At 46.1% G+C, this 22,349-nt stretch carries 20 protein-coding genes and 1 tRNA gene; 15 read left to right on the plus strand and 6 right to left on the minus strand.

Annotated elements, in window-relative coordinates; genetic code table 11:
- Positions 1-3: 3 nt before the first annotated feature.
- Positions 4-498, minus strand: coding sequence for a flavodoxin FldA (gene fldA / locus RWY97_RS08815; protein WP_315566720.1), 495 nt, complete (start codon positions 496-498; stop codon positions 4-6).
- A gap of 382 nt (positions 499-880) precedes the next feature.
- Here fldA and RWY97_RS08820 point away from each other — a divergent pair, with 382 nt between their 5' ends.
- The 5 genes from RWY97_RS08820 to RWY97_RS08840 all read left to right on the plus strand — a co-directional run bounded on the left by RWY97_RS08820 (position 881) and on the right by RWY97_RS08840 (position 5,209).
- Complete coding sequence (locus RWY97_RS08820; RefSeq protein ID WP_021583543.1) at positions 881-1,498, plus strand: FKBP-type peptidyl-prolyl cis-trans isomerase; 618 nt, start codon at positions 881-883, stop codon at positions 1,496-1,498.
- A complete protein-coding gene (aroC, locus tag RWY97_RS08825) occupies positions 1,498-2,574 on the plus strand; it encodes a chorismate synthase (protein ID WP_315566721.1) in 1,077 nt (358 codons plus the stop codon). The genes RWY97_RS08820 and aroC overlap by 1 nt, the downstream gene beginning before the upstream one ends.
- Entirely contained in the window at positions 2,571-3,581 is a 1,011-nt protein-coding gene (locus tag RWY97_RS08830; protein WP_315566722.1) for a hypothetical protein, read from the plus strand. The genes aroC and RWY97_RS08830 overlap by 4 nt, the downstream gene beginning before the upstream one ends.
- A 4-nt stretch (positions 3,582-3,585) precedes the next feature.
- Positions 3,586-4,818, plus strand: a complete 1,233-nt coding sequence (locus tag RWY97_RS08835; RefSeq protein ID WP_315566725.1) for a GH25 family lysozyme — start codon at positions 3,586-3,588, stop codon at positions 4,816-4,818.
- Between the two features lie 315 nt (positions 4,819-5,133).
- Positions 5,134-5,209, plus strand: a tRNA-His gene (locus RWY97_RS08840).
- A 268-nt stretch (positions 5,210-5,477) separates the two neighbouring features.
- On the opposite strand, the gene RWY97_RS08845 is transcribed toward RWY97_RS08840, so the two are convergent.
- Both RWY97_RS08845 and RWY97_RS08850 read right to left on the minus strand, forming a co-directional pair.
- Complete coding sequence (locus tag RWY97_RS08845) at positions 5,478-5,921, minus strand: lipocalin-like domain-containing protein (protein ID WP_315566726.1); 444 nt, start codon at positions 5,919-5,921, stop codon at positions 5,478-5,480.
- A 3-nt stretch (positions 5,922-5,924) separates the two neighbouring features.
- A complete protein-coding gene (locus RWY97_RS08850) occupies positions 5,925-7,490 on the minus strand; it encodes a capsule assembly Wzi family protein (protein ID WP_315566727.1) in 1,566 nt (521 codons plus the stop codon).
- 158 nt (positions 7,491-7,648) lie between these two features.
- Between RWY97_RS08850 and RWY97_RS08855 the strand changes: the two genes are divergently transcribed.
- Positions 7,649-8,788, plus strand: a complete 1,140-nt coding sequence (locus tag RWY97_RS08855) for a hypothetical protein (protein WP_315566728.1) — start codon at positions 7,649-7,651, stop codon at positions 8,786-8,788.
- Positions 8,789-8,963: 175 nt separating this feature from the next.
- Here the strand turns inward: RWY97_RS08855 and RWY97_RS08860 are convergent, their stop codons facing one another.
- Positions 8,964-9,470 carry a histidine phosphatase family protein gene (locus RWY97_RS08860; protein WP_315566730.1) on the minus strand — a complete coding sequence of 169 codons (507 nt, stop codon included), beginning with the start codon at positions 9,468-9,470 and terminating at the stop codon, positions 8,964-8,966.
- A gap of 538 nt (positions 9,471-10,008) precedes the next feature.
- Between RWY97_RS08860 and RWY97_RS08865 the strand changes: the two genes are divergently transcribed.
- Complete coding sequence (locus tag RWY97_RS08865; RefSeq protein WP_315566732.1) at positions 10,009-10,329, plus strand: TfoX/Sxy family protein; 321 nt, start codon at positions 10,009-10,011, stop codon at positions 10,327-10,329.
- Between the two features lie 203 nt (positions 10,330-10,532).
- Entirely contained in the window at positions 10,533-11,327 is a 795-nt protein-coding gene (locus tag RWY97_RS08870) for a class I SAM-dependent methyltransferase (RefSeq protein ID WP_315566734.1), read from the plus strand.
- Between the two features lie 115 nt (positions 11,328-11,442).
- Here the strand turns inward: RWY97_RS08870 and RWY97_RS08875 are convergent, their stop codons facing one another.
- Positions 11,443-12,000, minus strand: coding sequence for a glutathione peroxidase (locus RWY97_RS08875; RefSeq protein WP_021583539.1), 558 nt, complete (start codon positions 11,998-12,000; stop codon positions 11,443-11,445).
- 575 nt (positions 12,001-12,575) lie between these two features.
- Between RWY97_RS08875 and RWY97_RS08880 the strand changes: the two genes are divergently transcribed.
- The 7 genes from RWY97_RS08880 to RWY97_RS08910 all read left to right on the plus strand — a co-directional run bounded on the left by RWY97_RS08880 (position 12,576) and on the right by RWY97_RS08910 (position 20,932).
- Positions 12,576-13,079: a hypothetical protein gene (locus tag RWY97_RS08880; protein ID WP_315566735.1), complete on the plus strand. Its 504-nt coding sequence runs from the start codon at positions 12,576-12,578 to the stop codon at positions 13,077-13,079.
- 118 nt (positions 13,080-13,197) lie between these two features.
- Positions 13,198-13,851: a DUF308 domain-containing protein gene (locus tag RWY97_RS08885; protein WP_315566737.1), complete on the plus strand. Its 654-nt coding sequence runs from the start codon at positions 13,198-13,200 to the stop codon at positions 13,849-13,851.
- Positions 13,852-13,958: 107 nt separating this feature from the next.
- Positions 13,959-15,731, plus strand: coding sequence for a hydroxymethylglutaryl-CoA lyase-like TIM-barrel protein (locus tag RWY97_RS08890; protein ID WP_314080137.1), 1,773 nt, complete (start codon positions 13,959-13,961; stop codon positions 15,729-15,731).
- A gap of 22 nt (positions 15,732-15,753) precedes the next feature.
- Complete coding sequence (locus RWY97_RS08895; RefSeq protein WP_021583565.1) at positions 15,754-16,014, plus strand: SemiSWEET family transporter; 261 nt, start codon at positions 15,754-15,756, stop codon at positions 16,012-16,014.
- Between the two features lie 102 nt (positions 16,015-16,116).
- Positions 16,117-16,653, plus strand: coding sequence for an HD domain-containing protein (locus RWY97_RS08900; protein ID WP_273176424.1), 537 nt, complete (start codon positions 16,117-16,119; stop codon positions 16,651-16,653).
- 61 nt (positions 16,654-16,714) lie between these two features.
- Positions 16,715-19,549 (plus strand): putative LPS assembly protein LptD, encoded by a 2,835-nt coding sequence (locus RWY97_RS08905; protein WP_315566738.1) that lies wholly within the window; start codon positions 16,715-16,717, stop codon positions 19,547-19,549.
- A gap of 195 nt (positions 19,550-19,744) precedes the next feature.
- Positions 19,745-20,932: a MalY/PatB family protein gene (locus RWY97_RS08910; protein WP_315566739.1), complete on the plus strand. Its 1,188-nt coding sequence runs from the start codon at positions 19,745-19,747 to the stop codon at positions 20,930-20,932.
- 58 nt (positions 20,933-20,990) lie between these two features.
- Here RWY97_RS08910 and RWY97_RS08915 read toward each other — a convergent pair whose 3' ends face one another.
- Positions 20,991-22,337: a citrate/2-methylcitrate synthase gene (locus RWY97_RS08915; protein ID WP_021583563.1), complete on the minus strand. Its 1,347-nt coding sequence runs from the start codon at positions 22,335-22,337 to the stop codon at positions 20,991-20,993.
- Between the last annotated feature and the right edge of the window lie 12 nt (positions 22,338-22,349).

The following is a 22,349-nucleotide window of genomic DNA, read 5'->3' on the forward strand; positions in this document are numbered from 1 at the left end:
TCTTTACAGAGCAGGCTTAATAGCTTCGAGCCAAGCGTCGATACGTCCTTCGGTTTTGTCGTCTTCATTGACATCATCGAGAGCGAGGCCTACAAACTTATCATCTACAACGGCTTCGCTGTCATCGTAAGTATAACCGTCGGTCGAAACTTCGCCTACCAAAGTTGCGCCTGCATCCTTAACAGCATTGTAGATTTCAGCCATCGCACCGCAGAAAGTATCTGAATAAGATTCGGAATCACCGCAACCGAATACGGCAACGGTCTTGCCTGCAAGGTCAGCAGCTTTCAATACGTTCAAGCCGTCGTACCAATCGTCCTGCAACTCACCTGCTCCCCAAGTGGAAGTACCCAAAAGGAGGTTATCGTTTGCAGCAATAACGTCGGCGTCGAACTTTGTAACGTCAATAGCTTCTACACCTAATTTACTTGCAATTGTCTCTGCAATGCTCTGACAAGTTCCCGTAGAGGAACCGTATACTACAATTGTTTTTTTCATTGTCTGAATGTTTTTAGTCAATTATTTTCTTAACAACGCTGCAAAGATACGGACAAAACAGAAATAACACAATACCTAAAAATAGGGATTTTGATAAAATACCTATTATTAAGTACACATCAGTCAACAAACCGATTGCTTTTCATTACACTTTAAAATACCGTTAAACACCTTGCAACTAACCATTAATCATCGTGCATTTAACCGTTAAACGCCGTGTAATTAATGGTTAAACGTCGCGCAATCAACAGTTAATCCCAAAACGAAAAGCCGTTAATGAGAAACAGAATACCTACAATCAATGACAAATTATCCGTTACACGCTGCCGAGTCTCCATAAAAATACGTATCTTTGTACACAAAATCAAACAACCGATAACAAATGGATCAACAACCCAACAAGTTCATTGCCGTGGCATACAAGCTCTATACCATCGCCGACGGTAAGCAAGAGTTAGTGGAAGAAGCCACAACCGACAAGCCGTTTCAGTTTCTGAGCGGATTCAATATCACCTTAGACGACTTTGAAAAAGCTATCAGCGGGCTGACCAAAGGCGAGAAATTCGATTTCAATCTCACACCGGACAAAGCCTACGGACCGTATTCCGAGGAGCACGTATTAGATTTGGACAAGACGATTTTCACCATCAACGGTCATTTCGATCGTGAAAACATCTTTCAAGGAGCCGTTGTTCCTTTGCAGAATGAGGACGGCCATCGATTCAACGGACGCGTACTCGACATCTCAGAAGACAAGGTGAAAATGGATCTTAATCATCCGTTGGCCGGTAAAGAACTGCGTTTCGAGGGCGAGGTCATCGAAAATCGCGAGGCTACCAACGAAGAAATTCAAAACATTATAAACAATATGCACGGAGAAGAAGGTTGCAGTTGCGGTTGCGGGCATCACCATCACAACCACGGAGAAGGTGAAGGTTGTGGCTGCGGGCACCATCATCACGACCACAATCACGAATGCCGCTGCGGACATAAACACTAATGCGTAACACATTCGGCGCGCTTTTAACGCTCACAACGTTTGGAGAGAGCCACGGAGAAGCCATTGGAGGCATCGTAGACGGCTATCCGGCAGGCATCGAAATTGATTTGGATTTCATTCAAAACGAACTCAATCGACGTCGGCCGGGGCAGAGTTCGCTTACCACGAGCAGGCAGGAAACCGATTCGATAGAGTTTCTCAGCGGCATATTCGAGGGGCGATCAACAGGCAGTCCCATCGGATTCGTCATCCGAAACAGCGATCAGCACAGAGACGATTACGACAATATATGCAACCTCTTTCGGCCTTCGCACGCCGATTTCACTTACTTTCAGAAATTCGGTTTGCGTGATCACCGCGGCGGCGGACGCTCATCGGCGCGTATAACCGTGGCCCGTTGTGTAGGCGGAGCATTGGCCAAGCTGGCCCTGAAACAGCTCGGCATCACCGTCGAAGCCTATGTTTCGCAAGTGGGCGATATCGCCTTGGAACACGATTACAGGCATTACGACCTCTCAAAGACCGAGACCAACAGCGTACGTTGCCCCGATCCCGAGACGGCCGAACGTATGGCGGCCCTCATTCTGCACACAAAAGCAACGGGAAACACTGTCGGAGGCATTGTTACCTGTATCATTCGAGGTTGCCCTGTGGGCTTGGGCGAACCCGAATTCGGTAAACTTCACGCACAACTTGGCGCCGCAATGCTAGGTATCAACGCTGCAAAAGGTTTTGAATACGGCAATGGTTTCGATGCCGTTACACATTTCGGCGATGAAGAAAACGACGTCTTTACCGGCGAAAACGGACATATTCACACCGTGACCAACCACAGTGGAGGCATCCAAGGAGGTATCAGCAACGGAGAAGATATTTATTTTCGCGTGGCATTCAAGCCCGTGGCAACACTTATGATGCAGCAAGACACAGTGAAAACAGACGGCTCTCCCACCCGATTCAAGGCCCAAGGACGGCACGATCCGTGTGTGGTGCCGCGCGCAGTGCCTATCGTTGAGGCGATGGCTGCAATGGTTGTCCTCGACAATTATCTGCGAAACAAGGCCACAAGGCTATGAAAATCCATCGTAAAAAGCTGTTTTTCGGTATTCTGCTTGCAATAATCGTCGCTGTGGCGGTCGGGTTTGCGTGGCACTCGTTCAGGTATTCCGACGAGGAAATCTTGCGTTGTACAACCGTGATTGAGGAGCAATCGTATGATGAAATCGGCATCGATGGAAAGCCAAAACTGTTCGTCGGCGACATTAACTCGCCTTCTTCGCTTGCCGATGCCACAACAATCAAAGACTCATTGCATAAAAACAGACGCTTCACGGTGGGCTTTTGGATCAACCGCTATCCGCTACTGCCCTCTTGCCGGGGCTGCATCGTGACAGCAGGAATTGATACTTCGCCCGACCGAATCACGGATTCCACGGTGACAAGCCTCGTTATCGGTCGACTTAAAACAATGTTCACGGCCCATCGGGACAGTCTGATCAGCATTACGGACGAACTCGATTACTATCTCCGTGTGCACGACGTGCAGGACGAAGGATTTCATTCTATATCACAATATGCTACCCAGCTGCAAACCGAACGACAACACGCGGACAGCGTTCTGTCCGCACTCAAACAGCTGACAGACCTTTCCCAGCTTACGATTCGTCGGCGGCGGATTTACACCTTATTATATTATAGCAACAGGAAAACCCCGCATCGAATAGTCGCAAAACTCGTTCGACGGGACACCAGAAATGGGCTCGTACTGTTACAAACCGCTGACAGGCAGACACCTGACGGTATTTGCACAGTACATCTGCTGCCTTGGAGACGACCAATAACGCCTGTCGTCAAATCAGTCAGCCATCCGGGAATCGCTTTCCAACCTATTTCGGCCCACTCGCTACACCCTCAACACATTGCGGGCGGCTGTCGGCGAGGTCGTGTTTATGGATTCCCGAAGTTGTTAGTGACCGACGGTGCCCCGCTGTTTTCAGCCAACGGAACGTTTGTCGGAATATTTTCCAACGGTCGACTCATCAGCCGACGGCAAGTGTCTCACCTCTTCGAGAAGGAGAAATAAAGCTATGAAGAAGTTCATCACAGGCTTACTCACACTTTTACTGACGTTTCTTCTCCTTGCGTGCAACGACAAAAACAGCAGTCAAAAGCAGCAAAGTCAAAGCACTTTTACAGGCATCGGAACACGAACCAACGGTCGAACACACTATATGGGCGAACTGCTCAAGGGGAGATTCAACGGTTATGGCGAGCTCAGTATCGGCGACAGCCTCATTTATTCGGGGCAATGGCGGGCTGGAAAACGCTGCGGTCGCGGACTGAGTCACGACAGCCTAGGGCGTACCATCAATGGAATCTGGCACGCAGACACACTCATCAGCGGCACACGGCGCGACACTTCGGGTATCTATATCGGACAGATGGACCGGCGAGGAATGGCTCACGGGCACGGCCGATACATCTATGCCAACGGCGACACGTATGAAGGCAGATGGCAAAACGACCGCCGCGATGGGTTCGGATTCCTCCTTTCAGCTCACCACCACATCAAAGCCGGTGAATGGAAACGCGATAAATACTATGGAGAGCGCGTGCTTTACACCTCAGAACGCATCTATGGCATCGATATTTCCAAATATCAACACATTGCCGGTAAGCGCTATTACGCCATCCATTGGAATCGAATCCGCATCGCACATTTAGGAACGATCAGCCGAAAACGTGTCAGCGGAACTGTTGATTACCCCGTTTCGTTCATCTATATCAAGTCGACCGAGGGAAAAACAGTGCGAAATCCATATTATTCGGCCGATTATCGGCAAGCCAAAGCCCATGGTTTACACGTAGGTAGCTATCATTTCCTTTCCACATTGAGCCATCCTACGGTACAGGCCGCGTTCTTTCTGCGACATAGTTACTTCCGAAAGGGCGATTTTCCACCTGTTCTCGATGTAGAACCGACGCCAGACCAGATCCGTAGAATGGGTGGGACAGAGGTACTTTTCAATCATATCCGCACGTGGTTGCGCATCGTTCACCGGCGAATAGGCGCCCGCCCCGTGCTATATGTCAGTCAGATGTTTGTCAACCGATACCTACCGCTGGCCCCGGACATCAAAAAACAATACGACGTTTGGATTGCTCGCTACGGCGAGTACAAGCCCGACGTGCGCTTGGTATATTGGCAACTTTGCCCCGATGGCCGCATCCGAGGCATCCACGGAGAAGTGGATATCAGCGTTTTCAATGGCTTTCGTCCTCAATTCGACGAGTTCGTGCGCAGCAAAACGATACCATAAACAAGATATCTCACAATGAACGGTCGAACACCCATTATTTCCTCTCATTTTAATTAACTGCTAATCAGCATGTAAAAAACGGCTAATTACAAGGCGATTAATCATTAAACAAAACAGACTTTATATATAAATGATTATCAAGCTATTTCCCTTAATAAAGGGATAAATTTCCATTTTCTATCGTTTTGTTGTAAACCCGTTACAGATATATAAGAAACGACAAATGAAAAACAAAAAAATACACTAAAAATTTGGTAATACCAAAGAAATGTTATACCTTTGCAAACGCTTTCAATAGCATAAAACAACTAATACGGTGGATGTAGTTCAGTTGGTTAGAGCGTCAGATTGTGGTTCTGAATGTCGTGGGTTCGAGCCCCACCCTCCACCCAAAGCAAAGTCAATAGTGCCGAACAATAAGCAACGAAAGGTTGTCTGTTGTTTGGCACTATTATTCTTATCTCCTAATCTCTACCCTATTACGAAGAAAATAATCTTATACAGATTGTCCATTGACAAGAAATGTTCCTTTAACTTGAATCTTAAACAAATCTTGATAGCCCAAAAGACATTCCGTCTTTTATTTCCGCAGAGATAATATTTGCTAACTTTCTGATGAGATTTTTATCATTTATATATCAGTCAAACTTCTCATCACATTAGAATTTACGAAAACGGAGACGCAAACGAGATGTGGAAAGAAGCATCCTCTTACCTGACAGACGCTCTATTTTGAATCGGTCGGTCAACGAGTTTATACCGTAAGGATGGAGAACTGCGGCATCCGATACTGCAATATCCCCTTTTTCACGATTCGATTCATAGGGATCGGACACCCAGAGACTGTCTCCTGTATCCTCAAAACGCATCAGATATTCGACATTATGCCCATCGGCATCGGTCAGACTCATCAGTTTGCGTTCGAAAGACCAAAACAATCGCCGCCCCGACAAATCACAAACCTTGCCTGTCTGCAAACTGTCTACTTGCTCCAAGTGCCACATTCCTTCAACTCTTCCGGCTTTCTCGGTCTCTAAATCACAAGCTGTAAGCACCCCGTTCACAATAAGACTGTATACCAATAATTGAATATTTCGTTTCATTTCTTATTTAAAATTAAAGATTCCACATTTAGACACGGTCAGTTGAACTCCGTAATTATGCCCCAGAATCGATCCTGCATCCATTGCACAGCCTCCTTTCACACGCCAGTCGTGACGTAGTTTCCAATCTAATTCCAATAAAATGCTGATATTGTGATGCGGTTTCGTATAGGGATCGACATACGTTCCATAACCCGTTTGATAAGTTGCGAGTACACGATAAGCCAATTTATCGGTTGGCCAACCGTCAAACCCCAGATGATACGCCACAAATCGGTTATTAGCAACATCGATTTTACCATTTCGATTATAAATAGGCGAACGGAACAGGGGATTTCCCATCACCTGCCCCCAATGCTGCCAGCCGGTATAAATATGATGATTGTAATAGTTGTCACGACCTCCGATATGGTCTGAGATAGCCGGCGTATGGTCATGATACACCGGTCCGCTTTGATATTTGGTATAAATATACTCGAGAACTATATTCCTCAACCAACGATTGTATTTGAAATTCAGCTCCACTCCCAGCATCCAGTCCTTGAAATCATAAAGCAAGTAGCGCCGTTTTGTTCTTTTATTCCAGTCATCTCCCGTTCCGTAACCGTCATAATCTAATTGAAGCATCGCCGAGTGGTCCTCAAAAAACTTGTCAGCATAAGCTCCTAAACGCCATATCTCAGATTCATAGTTCACTCGAACGAGCCAACTGCCCAACTGATTTCCTGCCGCATTTTGATAGACCGTACCCTTTTCAATCACCTCAGAACCTCCAGGCACCAAGGCCTTCCAATAATCTCGCAGTCCCGTCCCACCTTTCACAACCTGCAACGAACCGTCACTTTTCGGTAAATAAGCCGTTCCGCCGAACGTGGAAGCCATTTCCAACCCCAATTCCAATGACCAAGGACAAAATACCTCACTATTACCCAGTTTCAGATAGCCTGCCTTACTATGAAACAACACATCATCAGCATACCGCTGTTTGCGATCGGTGAACTCTTGTTGCCACGCATCGTCAGTCATCTTTCCATACGACAGATGCCCTTTCAGATGCAACCAGCCATTACCGAAAGGTAATGTCCAATAATCAGGAAGCGACAGACGAACCTGCGGAACAGGTCTCGCATTGATACCCAAGGCCTGTGAACCGCTACTCAACGCATTGTTTTTAAGGGCCATAGGTACTTGTTTACTCCCTACGGACAATGTTCCGTGAAGCCATCTTAGTTCAACAAAAGCCTGCTGAACCACAACCTTACTTGTGTAATGATACGGAAGAGCCACATCAATACCGTAACCGAGTGCCCACTTACGCCCCGAGTCCGTCTGCAAAGGCCGCACGAATGCTGTGCGTAAATACCCGTTCGCCCGTTCAAGCGAACTCAATCCATAACGATTGGCATTCAACCACAGCGGCGTTTGTCCCTTAGCACCCGACGCCTGCATCTCAATATTATAATGAAGTCCGGCTACCGGGTGTATCGGTTTCGATCCGTCATCCTGTCTTTGCGCTCGGACAACCGAACACACCATCACTGTTAATAGGAGTAAGAAACGTTTATCCATTTATCCTTTATTTATCAATCATTCAACGCTGACAGGCTTTTTTTATTATATTGTATAGGGAAAATCCTTGTCTATGTAGGGAAAATCCCTTTCGCCGACCGCCAGCTTCCACTACCTTTGCAGCAGAAAAGGAATCAAGAATTTAAAAGCCTACAATTATGAAGAAGTGTATGATAATCCTCACAGCACTGTTGTCTATGACGATCGGAGCCGATGCAATGAGCTATCGACAGGCAAGAGAGCAGGCTTTGTTCCTTACCGATAAGATGGCTTACGAACTGAATCTGACAGATGATCAGTACGAGGCGGCTTACGAGATTAATCTCGACTATCTGATGAGTATCGATGACGATACAGATTTATACGGACGATGTTGGCGACAGCGCAATATAGACCTCGGTTACATTCTGCTTGATTGGCAATACCGTGCTTATTGTGCAGCAAATTACTTCTATCGACCGTTGTATCGGAACGACGGCTACTGGCATTTTAGTATTTATGCCCGCTATCCGCACAGAGATTATTTCTATTTCGGACGTCCAACATTTTTCAGTGTATATTGCGGAGACCACAGTTGGCGGATGAACGGCGGACAAAGTTGGTACAGCGGACGCACATTCGGTCCCCGTTATGACGAAAATTATATCGGGATGCGAGATGGATTCGTACGGGGCGACTTCGGACGAGGGTCAAGAATGATTGGCAATCCAGATAACCCACGATTCATCCGATATGAGAACAGCGGTGAATATCAGCGTAGCAATACTTTCGGCCGTAACCACTCATTCGGAGAAAGAACTCGCAACATCGAGCAACACCGTTCATTCGGAGGCGGAAGCAGAAATACAGACCGCCCTCACTCATTCGGAAACGGCAACTACGATACTAACCGTTCACACTCGTTCGGACAGGAATCGACCGGCAACAACCGCATACGATCTTTCGGAGAGAGTAGTACAAGAACTACCGTAGGATACGGTTCGGGTGATAATCACAGAGAATTCGGCGGATCAGGAACACGCCGCAATTTCTTCGGAGGCGGCAGTTCATCTCCGAACAGGACATTCGGATCAGGCCATTTCAGTGGTTCTTCCGACCGGTCAGCACCCGCACGATCAATCAACCCGCCGTCGCGCAGTTTTGGAGGATTCAGTAACGGTACTCCGAGCAAAAGTTTCGGCAACAGCGGGAACAATACTTCCACACGCAGTTCCAACAATGGGAATACAGCACCCACCCGCAACTTTGGTGGTGGAGATAGCGGGAACAGCGGCGGACATTTCGGCGGACGACGATAAAGAAGCCAGCCTTCCAAATTATAGAATTATAAAAACAAATGCTCTAAATCGAGTCAATAGGATCAATGAAAGTTTGAATAAGGATAAACAATAATTAAGAAGTAAATAAATCAGAGAGTTATTAATGAGTGAAAGGGGACAGCCTGTGAGAGGCAGTTCCCCTTTCTGTTTTTATTCAAAGCTTCAAGACCCGCACCTCCGCATTCTCCATCTTGGGTACCTCGTTCATCGGCTTGTCATAAAAGACGCTTTGAATAGCCTTATTGATGATGCCGTGTCCCACTGCCAACACGGTCTGACCGGGATAATCAACTCTGAGTTTATTCAAGAATCGGCGGGCCCGCACCCTCATCGCGTCCAACGTTTCGACATTGGCAGGCCATTCTTTACCTGTCAGATCGGGAATGAAAGCCCCCGTGAAATCTCCCCAATCGCGCTCGCGCAACAGTTTACTCGTCTTCACCTCCTTGTGATGAGGCGCTGCGATAATCTTACACGTAGCATAAGAGCGAGCTAAATCGCTGGAAATAAAAGCGTCGATGGCTGTCGCACACATCTTGTCACGCACGCTTTCGGCCTGCCTGATACCCGTTACATTCAAAGTCCCAGGCATCTGTCCCTGCAAGATCTGACGGGCATTGTCCACAGTTTCGCCATGTCGCACCAAATATAATGTTGTCATTTACTCCTGAATTTTATCGAATCAAACTGCACAAAAGTACACAAAATAATCGTGATCGCAAAAGGTTATGTACATCATTACACTGTTTTGCCCTTACCGAAATTTATTCTCTTGACATTGACATACTGAATAGGTACCGAAAATTTAATAGTCAATCAGCGAAAAAGCAATCTACACTTTCTAAATAGCACAACAGTATTTTTAATTTGTCACAAAAACGACCAATTTTCTTTTCAATGGGAAGTATAGGACTTGTACCCCACTACTCCTATACCTGTTCCCTACTCTCATAGGACTTCTCATCGTCTCCCATAGAGAGCTCTACAATGCTTCAATTCACTTTATCTGCTTTGGAATTTAGTTGGGTACTGAACTCTTGCTGAATTTGATGTATATATTTTACCGCTACCATTCAAAAGACAATAGGAATATTTTACTTTGTGATGGATTTTTCATATTTTTGCACTCAATAAAACAAGAAAGTGCTGCCTGTGGCTCCGGCTTGTAAGAATATAATCCAAAACTAAACTGATAAACAATGGCTTGTAATACTGATTTCGTGCAATACATTGCCGATCAATGCACTGATGCAGGCGAAATAACCGTCAAAAAGATGTTCGGCGACTATGGTATTTATTGCGACGGCAAAATCTTCGGACTCATCTGCGACGACCGTCTCTACGTCAAACCCACGGAAGCCGGCCACCTGTTGCTCCGCACAGTAGAACTATACCCACCATACCCCGGTGCGAAAGATTATTTCTACATCGCTGACATAGACGACCGCGAATATCTCTCCTTACTCATCACCACTACTTGCAAAGCGTTGCCCGATCCGAAGCCTAAGAAGAAAAAGTAGAAAGAATTATCGAAAACAAGAATGGTAGAATAAAAATAAAAGACTTATGGCACGAGCAACGATAAAGGTGCATACCAAACTAATCAACTTAAATCTGTAATGATAAAAATAGAATTACTTACGCTGCTGCTGAATGCTGATAGCAAGAGGAAAATAGCTTCTTGATATGGCTTCTTTAAAAAGAGTTTAATAAAAAACAATAGATGGAAGATTATTACAAGACAAATAAAGAAGCGTGGGAGACAAGAACAAAGATTCATCTACTTTCCCCATTTTATGACTTGGATACATTCAAGAGAGAGGTGAAGTCTGTTCCCGATTTGGATTTGTCTCTATTAGGCGACATCAGGGGGAAATCTATCCTGCATCTTCAATGCCATTTCGGTATGGACTCGCTTTCTTTATCAAAGATGGGAGCCCGTGTCGTCGGAGTGGATTTCTCGGAAGAGGCTATCAAGACGGCAACGGCTTTGAATGCGGAATTAGGATTGGATGCGCGATTCTGCTGCTGCAATGTTTACGACGCTCCTACCGTATTACAAGGGCAGCAGTTTGACATCGTGTATACATCTTACGGAGTTGTGAATTGGCTGCCCGACTTAACCCAATGGGGACGGGTGATTTCGCAAATGCTGAAAGCAGGAGGAAGATTTGTCATCGTGGAGTTTCATCCCGTATTATGGATGTTCAATGAGAATTTCTCCCAAGTTCGATATGCTTATTCGCACAAGGAACCTTACGTTGTAGAAGAACCTACTTATACAGGCTCTGAAACCGACAGTCGACAAAAGACCGTTACGTGGAACCATGGACTGTCTGAGATTCTGAATGGATTACTCCGTAACGACTTACGGATAAAGTCTTTCGGGGAGTATGACTACTCGCCGTTCAACCTGTTTGGGAATATGACAGCTGAAAAGGAAGGAAGGTTCAGAATTGCCGGAAAAGAAGGCGATGTACCGATATTGTTTTCTGTTGTTGCCGTGAAAAATCCGTAGACAAGATATAGGTCAGACTCGTTCATCTGTCAGCAGAGATTGATTTTCTGCTAAGGCGCGTAGAACGAAAGAGGGAGAGCAGCCGTAGATATTATGTGGCTGCTCTCCCCTCTCGTTATTTTTCTTCGAGGCAGGTAACGATGCACGCCTCTACATTTTTCAAATCTTCGGTAGGTTCGAAGCGAGCAACAACTTCGCCCTTGCGATTGATGACGAATTTAGAGAAATTCCATTGGATATCGTTCGGCTTGCGCGGCTCCTTATTGTACTCATTGTAGAGTTTCTCCATAACGGGCAGCATCTTCTCACTGTAAGCGCCGCCGGCATATCCTTTCCTGCTCTTTAGCCAGGTGTATAGCGGGAGTTCGTTGGTGCCGTTCACCTCGCTCTTCTTGAATTGTGGAAAGTCTGTACCAAACTTGGCCGTGCAGAATTGAGTGATTTGCTCGTCGGTGCCGGGCGTTTGATGTCCGAATTGGTCACAAGGGATGTCGAGTATTTCCAACCCCTTATCTTTCAGGCGGCGATACATTGCTTCCAATTCTTCATACTGCGGTGTAAAACCACAGCCGGTAGCTGTATTGACAATGAGAAGTACTTTGCCTTTATATTCGGAAAGACTTACATCGTTTCCCTCTTTATCTTGCAGCTTGAAATCGTACACGGTTGCCATAGTTCGCGGTTCTTGTTTGAACGATTGGTTGCTTCCTTGCTGAGTGTTCTCTATTCGCGCGTGCCGTTGTGCATAAACTTTCCCACATTTCGCGTTGCCGGCAACAGCCGGTGAGCAAAATGCGCAAAGGAGAAAAGCTAATTGGAGAAGGGATCGGCCCGAAAATGTCTTGTTTGTCAAATCTGTTATAAGAAACTGTAAAACTTTAATTGATTTCTTTGCATCCATAATCTTAAATCTTTAAATTGTACTTATATATTATCATCTCTTATGTGAAGATCGCATCATTCCTGATTAATGATGCAAAGATATATCAAATGGTTTACCGTCGCAAGCGATACTGCAAAACATTAACTTCATTTATATACATTGTTTGCAGGAATTTATCTATTCATACTTATTAACTTGGAAAGTAGTAATAATTATTCCTATTCAGATCCTTTTCAGCCAATTCATCACCTTACCCAAATATATTTCGTAACTTTGCATCATTCACAAAACAAAAGCCAATATCACAACCACATAGGGAATCAGAACTTTTATATCAACTATTTTGAAACTAAAATATAAACACAATGAACGAATTTTCAAACGCATTATGCAGCACTAAGAGGAATGAACGAATACCCGAAGACTATGATTTCTTCAGCAATTTAATCGGAGAATGGGATATCGAATGGAACGACCATTTGGAAGATACTTTGCCAAGGCAGGTAAAAGGAGAATGGATATTCTCTCGAATATTAGACGGAACGGCAATCCAAGATCTTTTTATCGTACCTTCTCGTGCAGAGCGCTTACAAAACAAGCAGCCCGATGCCGAATATGGAACAACATTACGTTTCTTCAATCCGAAAACATTAGCGTGGGATATATTCTATGGTTGCACAGGTGAAGCTATCCGATTAACAGCCCATAAGATGAACGAAGAAATTATTCTGACGGAGAATACTACCCAAACGATGAGATACATATTCTCGGAAATTACGCTATCTACATTTCTATGGAGGAAAGAACAGATGGACGAATCGGGAAAGTGGCAAATTATCGCCAAGGTAAATGCAGAAAAAAGATATTGAGAAACCGGATATAAATCTTTCATTTTCTGCTACTTTTACGGTGTTTATTCGTACTTTTGCATCCACAAACGAAGCCTCGGATTATAGCAGGCATCGCATTTATCAAAATCAAACAGTTATGAAATTGATTCAAACTTCCTTTTTCCGTGCAGCAGTCGCATTAATCGTAGGTGCACTATTGATAAAGTACCGCCAGGAGACAGTGACATGGCTCACGGTGAGCATTGGCATGCTGTTTTTTCTCTCAGGACTCATCACCTGCATTGTCTATTATGTCTCGCTGCGCGCTGATCGGCCGATGACGACTGGTACATCTGAAAAGATACAAACCGACAGCAAGCCCACTTTCCCCATCGCAGGATTAGGCAGTTTAATCCTCGGTGTTATCCTTGCTTTGGCCCCCTATACAATTTCCGACTGGATGACTTCCATCCTCGGCGCCATCCTCATTCTCGGCTCTATCGGCCAATATGCATCACTGGCCGGACTCACTAAACTGATACGAATACGACCGTTTTACTGGCTGATGCCCTCCGTAGTGTTCCTTGTGGGATTGATTTCCATTATCAAACCCGATTGGTTGGGCACTGCTCCCCTATTTATTATCGGCTGGACAATGATGCTTTACGGTATCGTCGAGTGCATCAATACATTCAAGGCTATGAATATCCGGCGCAGAATAGCCCGACAGGCATCACAATCTCAACAGGATGCGGTGTCTGTCACAGAAACACAACCAATGGAAGAGACACAGCGGGAGACCACTGTCTGATGTATCAGGCATAGCAGACGATTTGAAAAAAAACAATCGGATGGCCTGCTGTTTGATTTTTTTTGGCTAATTTTGCAGCCTGTACGGCTATTTATATAGACAAAATTATGAAGAAGAAAATACAGTTTAGTCTCGTTTATCGGGATATGTGGCAATCTTCCGGGAAGTTTCAGCCACGCAAGGATCAGCTGGAGCGCATTGCGCCGGTGATTATCGAGATGGGATGTTTTGCCCGTGTAGAAACCAACGGAGGCGCTTTCGAGCAAGTAAACCTTTTGGCAGGCGAGAATCCCAACGATGCAGTGCGCGCTTTCTGTAAGCCTTTCAACGAAGCGGGCATCAAAACCCATATGCTCGACCGCGGTCTGAACGCACTCCGTATGTACACCGTGCCTGACGACGTACGAGCTATGATGTACCGCGTAAAGCACGCCCAAGGCGTAGATATTCCCCGAATCTTCGACGGACTCAATGATGTGCGCAATATCATTCCGAGTATCAAGTGGGCCAAAGAGGCCGGAATGACACCACAGGGAACCCTCTGTATCACCACTTCGCCGATTCATACACTCGAATATTACACCGAAATCGCTGATAAACTCATTGCTGCTGGTGCTGAGGAAATTTGTTTGAAAGATATGGCTGGTATCGGTCAACCCGCTCTTTTGGGAAAACTTACCAAGGCTATCAAGGACAAACATCCCGAAATCATCATCGAATATCACGGTCATTCGGGCCCAGGACTTTCGATGGCATCCGTTCTCGAAGTCTGCAACAACGGCGCCGACATCATTGATACAGCCATCGAGCCGCTTTCTTGGGGAAAAGTTCACCCAGATGTCATCTCTGTTCAGAGTATGTTGAAGAACGAAGGCTTCGACGTTCCAGAGATCAATATGAACGCATATATGAAAGCACGTGCCCTGACACAGGAGTTTATAGACGACTGGTTGGGCTATTTCATCAATCCGCAGAATAAACTGATGAGCTCGCTGCTGCTCGGTTGCGGCCTGCCCGGTGGTATGATGGGATCAATGATGGCTGACTTGGGCGGTATCCGCACCACGATTAACAACATTCGTAAGAAGAAAGGCGAACCTGAACTTTCGATGGATGATATGCTTGTAAAGCTCTTCGACGAGGTAGCTTACGTGTGGCCGCGTGTCGGTTATCCACCACTTGTTACCCCATTCTCACAATACACGAAGAACATCGCACTGATGAACCTCCTCACCTTGGAGCAAGGCAAAGGCCGATTCGTGATGATGGACGAATCGATGTGGGGTATGATTCTCGGGAAAAGCGGAAAAATACCTGGACAAATTGCACCCGAACTCGTAGAATTAGCCCAAAAACAGGGCCGCGAATTTACCGATGCCGACCCGCATACACTACTTAAAAACAATCTTGAAGACTTCAAGAAAGAGATGGATGAGAATGGTTGGGATTACGGAAAGGATGATGAAGAACTCTTCGAGCTGGCGATGCATCCCGAGCAATACCGCAACTACAAAAGCGGACAGGCCAAGAAGAATTTCCTATCCGACTTACAGAAAGCCAAAGATGCCAAACTCGGCGCGACGGTTTCGCCCGAACAGTTGGCTGCTTTCAAGCACGCCAAAGCCGACGCCATCGTTGCACCGGTCAAAGGACAAGTATTTTGGGAGTTCAATGGCGATGGCGAGTGCGCTCCTACTGTTGAACCTTTCATCGGAAAAGAATATCAAGAGGGCGACGCTTTCTGTTATCTGCAAGCGCCTTGGGGCGAGTTCGTCACCATTCCGGCTGCATTAGGCGGCAAACTTGTAGAGATCAATGCCAAGCAAGGTGCCAAAGTCAATAAGGGTGATGTGATTGCTTATATCGAAAGAGCACAATAAATCCACAATATAAAATTCAGTTATGGAAAAGAGTAAATTTTTCGAGCGAATAGGTTGGGTCGGAATGGTGACTTCTATTCTGATGTATGTATTTTATTTCCGCGTGATTCAGCAGAATCTGAGCGGTCATCCGGGCGACCCGCTTCAACCATTGATGGCCGGTATTAACTGCACGCTGTGGGTGTGTTACGGTCTTTTCAAGGAGAAGCGCGACTGGCCTATCACCATTGCCAACGCCCCCGGTGTTGTCTTCGGCTTCATTGCAGCCTATACGGCGCTGTAAAGCAAAAGAAAAAACATCAGCGTTATATGACAGTAAATACCGTCATATAACGCTGATTTTCGTTTATAATACGATATCGAAAGCCTATCACGCAATCAAGTTATGAACTATCAGAAAATCATAGATAAATATTATGGAAAGGATAACCTGCTGAAACATATTTTACTGACACACAGCAGGAGTGTGACAGCGCGTGCACTGCGTATTGCCGACCGTCATCCGGAGCTGCACTTAGATCGACAGTTCATCGAAGAGGCTGCAATGCTGCACGATATCGGTATTATCCGCTGCGACGCTCCAAGTATTCAGTGTTTCGGAACGCAGCCCTACATTTGTCACGGAATACTCGGTGCCGAGATGATGAGAAGCGAAGGACTACCTTGTCACGCCCGAGTGTGTGAGCGACATACGGGTGCCGGTATTTCGATCGGCGAAATCCAATGCCAGGGATTGCCTTTACCCGAACGCAATTTTTTGCCCGAGACATTAGAAGAACAAGTGATCTGCTATGCCGATAAGTTTTACAGCAAAACCCATTTAGATCAAGAGAAGACGCTGGAACAAGCCCGACAGAGTCTGACCAAGTTCGGAACAGCCGGCTTGACACGCTTTGATAAGTGGATGGAGATGTTCGAATAATACGTTAAAAATCGAAAATCAGACACCGATTCCTTATTAATTAAGTATTTTTGTACCCTAAATGAGAAGAAAGTCACTGATAATTCTGCTGTTGCTTGCCACCGTTTTTGTAATGGCAAGCACCTCTTTTCCCCTCTTGCAGCGCAAAAGGAAGAACGTGCAGCGCGATTCGGTGACCGTGAACGATTCTGTTCGGCGCGACGCTGATAGCCGAACCACTCTCGATACCACAAAGATGGATTCACTGCAATTAGCTGTCTACCATCATAACAAGGCGATCGACGACTCGATTCGGCTTGATTCGATTAACCGAAAGAAGAAGAACGGCATCGATGCACCTGTGATTTACTCTGCATCCGACTCTCTTGTTTATGATGCCGCCAGCAATACGGCTCATCTTTTCGGCTCATCGAAGGTGAAATATGAATCAATGGACCTCGCCAGTGATAAGATTTATATGAGCTTGGACAGCAGTCTGGTTCACGCAACGGGATCTCGCGATACCACGGTTAAGGGCGGATTGAAAAATAAACCCGTGTTTAAGATGGGTGGAAGCGAGTATGAAAGCGACACGATGGCTTTCAACTTCAAGACCAAGAAAGGCCTCATAGAAAACGTGCGCACACAACAGGAAGAAGGATTCCTATTCAGCAAGCGATCGAAACGCGATGAAAATGGCGACATCTATTTGGAACACGGTCGTTATACCACGTGTGATAAGGATTGTCCCGACTTCTATATCGCCCTCTCACGGGCCAAAGTGCGCCCTGGAAAAGACGTTGTTTTCGGGCCGGCTTATTTGGTTGTAGCCGATGTCCCGTTGCCATTGGCTATTCCGTATGGTTTCTTTCCATTTTCCAAGAAGTACAGCAGCGGTTTCATTATGCCTTCTTATGGTGACGAAAGTACACGCGGTTTCTATCTACGCGACGGCGGATACTATTTCGCTATCAGTGATATCTGGGATCTGAAACTGCTCGGCGAGGTCTATACAAAGGGTTCATGGGGCATCTCGGCGGCCAGCAACTATAACAAAAGATACCGTTATTCGGGCAGTCTTTACCTGAGTTATCAAGACACGAAGACCGGAGACAAAGGCCTGCCTGACTATACACGCCAGCAGAGTTATAAGATTCAGTGGAGCCATCGGCAAGATTCTAAGGCCAATCCATTCAGTACCCTCTCGGCAAGTGTCAATTTCGCATCGTCCAGTTATGAGCGTAACAACTTGTCAAGTCTTTATAATCCACAGACACTTACGCAGAGCACACGAACGTCTTCTATCAACTGGTCGGTCAACTTTTCAAGTATCGGAATGTCATTGAGCTCTACCGCCAATCTGAATCAGAATATGCGCGACTCGTCTATTGCAATGACGCTGCCTGACCTGAATATTTCCATCAGCCGATTCTATCCTTTCCGTCGCAAGCATCAGGCTGGAAAGGAACGCTGGTATGAGAAAATCGCAATGAGTTATACCGGTCAACTCTCTAACTCTATCAATACAAAGGAAGACCGTCTGATGCATTCTAATCTCATCAAAGATTGGAGAAACGGAATGCAACACAGTATTCCGATCAGCGGAACATTTACGCTCCTCAACTATATCAACGTCAATCCCACTTTCAACTTTACTGACCGAATGCTCTCCAACAAGATTAAACGCTCGTGGGATGCCATCGGTCAAAAAGAAGTAAAAGACACCATCTACGGCTTTCACAACGTTTACGATTGGCGAATGAGTGTCAGTGCAAGCACGAAACTGTATGGTTTCTATGTGCCCAACCGCAAACTCTTCGGCGATAAGATTCAGGCCGTTCGCCACGTTTTTACCCCCCAAGTGAGCTTCAACTATGCACCAGACTTCGGTTCGCGTCGATATGGTTACTATGATTCGTACTTAAAGACCGATGCCGATGGCAATGTCTCGCTCGTTGAATATTCGCCGTATCAGGATGCACTATATACTGCACCGGGAAAAGGTAAGACTGGGAGTATCTCTTGGGATGTCTCAAATAACATTGAGATGAAAGTGAAAAGCGATAAAGACTCTACCGGTTTCAAGAAAATCAGTCTAATCGACGAACTCGGAGCTACTATGTCATATAATATGGCGGCCAAAGAGCGGCGGTGGAGTGACCTTACGATGCGCGTCCGACTGAAATGGTGGAAGAGCTACACCTTTAATATGAATGCCGTCTTTGCTACCTATGCCTATGAGTTAGACAACAACGGTCGTCCATATGTAGGCACTCACACCGAGTGGGGCAAAGGACGATTCGGCCGTTTTCAAGGAATGTCACAGAATATATCGTTTACCCTCAGTCCCGAACAGTTGAAAAAGTGGTTCGGCGGCGGGTCGGATAAGAACGAAGACGATAAAAAGAAGAAAACAAACGACGATGAAGGCGTAGACACCGACATTGAAAGCAACGTAGACGACAGTATGATCAATGGGCAGCGAGGTGCCAAAAAACGTGACGAAGCAGGCAAAGCAGAGACCGATGCCAACGGTTATATGACATTCAAGATGCCTTGGTCGCTCACTTTCGGATACGGTATCACGATGCGCGAGAACACCGGTGGTAAGTTCAATACCAATACAATGCGCTATCCTTACAAATTTACGCAAACGCTGAACGTGAGCGGCAACATCCGTATCAGCGACGGATGGAACATCAGTTTCTCGTCAGGCTACGACTTTGAAAACCACGCTATCAGTATGACCACGGCCTCATTACAACGCGATTTGCATTGCTTCAATATGAGCTGTTCGGTTGTTTTGGCTCCTTACACCAGTTACAACTTCACTTTCCGGTGCAATGCCAGCACCCTGACAGATGCCCTTAAATACGACAAACGCAGTGGCTATAACAGTGCCGTGCAGTGGTATTGATTCCCATTTATCGATTATCGCTTTCTGATTAACGGCTTTTCACCGCTCGTTTAACCGTTAATCATCGTGCGTTTAACCATCAATTGCAGTCCATTCAACTGTTAGTTACAACACATTTAACAGCTTTTTGAAAAACGACTGTCGATAATTCTGTAATAAACTGATAATTAGGCAAATACCGATATAACATCAATTATGACACGTAAATACGATTTCGACCGACTGATCGACCGCTTGGGAAGCGGCGATCTTAAACACACCGGCTTGCAAACCTATTGGGGCCGCACAGACTTACTGCCACTTTGGGTGGCTGATATGGACTTCGCTACGCCCCCTTTCATTGTTGAAGCACTGAGAAAGAGACTCGAACACCCCATCTTCGGTTATACTGTCGAACCCGAAGATTATCGACCTTCGATTATCGATTGGCTCCAAAGCCATCACCAATGGACCATAGAGCGTGAATGGTTGCGCTACATTCCCGGCATTGTCAAAGGTATCGGGCTCGTCATTAACACCTTTACCGCACCAGGTGACAAGGTCATTATTCAGCCGCCCGTGTATCATCCTTTCCGCCTGACACCTGAGGGCAACAGGCGCGAAGTGGTGTTCAATCCGCTGAAAAGGCGTGAAGACGGCTATTATGAAATGGATTTCGAAGGCCTGGAACAAGTCTGCGACGATCGTTGTAAGATTCTGATTCTCTGCAATCCGCACAATCCCGCAGGTTTATGCTGGCCTGTCGACACACTGAAAAGGTTGGCTGACTTCTGTTACGAACACCATTTACTGGTCATCAGTGATGAGATTCACAGCGATATGGCCCTCTTCGGACATAAGCATCACCCCTTTGCAAGCGTGTCTGAGCGGGCTTCCGAGATCAGCATCACATTTGGAGCACCTTCTAAAACATTTAATATCGCCGGTATTGTCAGCTCTTATTCCATCGTTCCTAACGAAGCATTGCGTCATCGTTTCTATCAGTGGCTCAGCGTAAACGAACTGGATGAGCCTACCATTTTTGCCCCGATAGCTACCATTGCAGCATTTCGTGAAGGCGAAGAATGGCGCCGACAAATGCTCGCTTACATCGAAGACAACATCCGTCTGGTAGAAGACTACTGCCGAATGCATATTCCTGCCATCCATCCGCTGCGTCCACAGGCCAGCTTCTTGGTGTGGTTAGACTGTCGCGAACTACGACTCACACATCAGCAATTGCTCGATCTCTTTGTTGATAAGGCGCACCTGGCCCTCAACGACGGCGAAATGTTCGGCCCGGGCGGTCAAGGTTTTATGCGACTGAATGTCGCTTCGCCCCGTTCCGTCATCCGCCAGGCACTTGATCAGCTGGCAACTGCGGTGAAAGAACAAACCGATTGACAGAAAAAAAGCCGTTAGTTGCAGTCAACTAACGGCTTTTAAATAACACAATGCGGTTTTATCGTTCTGCAAGCGGTATGTATTTCTTACTGTCCAAAATATTTTTATAAGCCGGACGGATAAGCCTTCGGCCTTCAAAGTTGAGCTCTTCAATACGATGCGCCGTCCACCCCACAATGCGAGCCATTGCAAAGATGGGCGTATAAATCTCTTGCGGAAGGCCGATCATCTCATAAATGAAGCCGCTATAAAAGTCGAGATTGGCACAAATAGCTTTATTTCCCTTGTGATAAGCTGTTATACACTTCACACCTTCTTCTTCAATCTTTTTCAAGAACTCGTATTCCTTGACCAATTTCTTCTCCTTCGCCAGCTCACCGGCCAGTCTTTTCAGTTCGATAGCACGCGGATCACTTTTTGTGTAAACGGCGTGGCCGATGCCATAAATCAGTCCTGTCTTATCATAAGTCTCCTTATTGAGCATTCTGTTGAGATAAGTGTCAATCTCATCCACGCTGTTCCAGTCTTGAATCTGTTCTTTCAGGTGATGGAACATATTGATGGCCTTGATGTTGGCACCGCCATGCAACGGTCCTTTCAACGACCCGATGCCGGCAGCTATCGACGAATAAGTGTCCGTGCGAGTAGAACTGGTGACGCGGACAGTGAACGTCGAGTTGTTACCTCCGCCGTGTTCGGCTTGAATTGCCAGCAACAAATCGAGCATACGAGCATCAAGTTCCGTATAATTCTCATCTTTAAGCATATAGAGGAAATTCTCGGCGATCGACATATTCTCACGAGGATGACGAATATTGAGCGACTGCCCTTGCACGGAATGCCGATAGATATTATAGGCATAGGCAATAATCGTAGGAAATTTAGCAATGAGTTCGACCGACTGGCGCATCAGATTGTCTCGGGAAATGTCGTCGGGATTTGCATCGAAAGTGTACATTTCGAGGACACAGCGCGCCAAGATATTCATAATGTTCGACCCTTCAAGATCAATAATATGCACGAGCGTGCGGTGATCGAGCGGCATCTTCTCGTTGAGAAGTGCACGGAATGAAGTCAGCTCTTCCCGATCGGGTAGATAACCAGACAACAATAAAAATGCAACTTCCTCGAAACCGAAACGCTTCTCTTTAAGTATCGGAGTAACAAGATCATCCAATTCATATCCGCGATAGAACAACTTACCCTCTGTGGGAAGCAATTTCCCATCTTTGTCGCGCGCATATCCCACGACATTTCCGATATTGGTCAGTCCGACAAGCACGCCGGAACCGTCTTCATTGCGCAATCCGCGCTTTACACCAAACTTCGTAAAGAGTTCATTGTCGATTCTGCACGAACACTTAACGGTATCACTCAGTTTGTAAATCAAATACTCTTTTTTCATTATTTGCTCCTT

Origin of the sequence: Hoylesella pleuritidis (assembly GCF_963541955.1) — a bacterium.
Classification (GTDB): domain Bacteria; phylum Bacteroidota; class Bacteroidia; order Bacteroidales; family Bacteroidaceae; genus Prevotella; species Prevotella pleuritidis.